General features: G+C 56.5%; 1 rRNA gene. It reads right to left on the bottom strand.

Features of this window, described 5'->3' with window-relative positions:
* A 23S ribosomal RNA gene (locus tag H5T44_06385) occupies window positions 1-1257 on the bottom strand; the annotation flags it as partial.
* Between the last annotated feature and the right edge of the window lies 1 nt (window position 1258).

The following is a 1258-nucleotide window of genomic DNA, read 5'->3' as shown; positions in this document are numbered from 1 at the left end:
GCACCCCTTCTCCCGAAGTTACGGGGCTAGTTTGCCGAGTTCCCTCGGGCGGATTAGTCCGACACGCCTTAGGCTTCTCACCTAGGGGCACCTGTGTCAGTTCTAGGTACGGATACCATAGACCACGCCATGTACTTTTCACGGGCACCAGGAATCAGCTGAAGTCCCCTCAATTGGGGACCCCATCACACCTTCACCCCCTTCTCGCCATTACGGCACTCCGGGGGCTTAAGTGCTTAGATAGTGCGACTGCACTACTCAGCCTATCCAGATGCTTCATACATGGAGTATAGTCTATGGTAGCGCGGGAATATTAACCCGCTTCCCTTTCGGATTACTCCAGTTGGGGTAATCCTTAGGACCGGCTAACCCACGGCTGACGAACATTGCCGTGGAACCCTGGCCCCTTCGGCGGTCGGGATTCTCACCCGACTTTGCTGCTACTTTCGCCAGGATTCTCGACGGTGCACGGTCCACTGGAGCTCACGCCCCAGCTTCTGCCCATACACCGCGCCCTCCTACCCACTCATCGTGCTTACGTATCGGTGACTGGCTTGAGCCCCGTCCATTTTCGGAGCCCACATCCTCGACTGGTGAGCTGTTACGCACTCTTTAAAGGATGGCTGCTTCTAAGCCTACCTCCCAGCTGTTTTAGGATGTGGACCGCCTTTGGGTCGCACTTAGCCAGTACTTGGGGACCTTAACGTAAGGCTGGGTTCATTCCCTTTCGGACACCAAGCTTACCCCAGGCGCCCGAACTCCCCGGGTCTACGGCGGTGACGCATTCGGAGTTTGACAGGGTGCCGAAGAGTTTCCTCCTCTAAACACCCAATCAGTGCTCTACCGCGCCACCTACCTCGCCGGAGGACTTCCTGCGGGAAGCTTCGGAGGGAACCAGCTATCTCCGGTTTAGATTGGCCTTTCACCCCTATACGCGGCTCATCCGAGCGATTTGCACGTCAGCACCGGTTCGGTCCTCCACCTCCCTTAAGGAAGGCTTCGACCTGGCCGCGCATAGATCAACCGGTTTCGGGTCTTCTGACGATGACTTAAGGCAATCATACCTCGCCTCTCGTGTCATAAGACACTGCAGGCTTTCGCTTTCGCTACGGCTCCGTGCTTAAAGCACTTAGCCTCGCCATCGCCAGAAACTCCCTGGCCCGTTTTTCGGAACGTATAGCAGGACGCTGAGCATAAAGCTCTTTCACGCCCTACCTGCCTGTAGCCATCTGGTTTCAGGCTCTTTTCACCTCCCTCT

The organism is Thermoplasmatales archaeon (genome assembly GCA_014361195.1).
Lineage (GTDB): Archaea > Thermoplasmatota > E2 > UBA202 > JdFR-43 > JACIWB01.
Note: the sequence above shows the minus strand (reverse complement) of the source record. Positions and strands in the feature narration are given on the sequence as shown.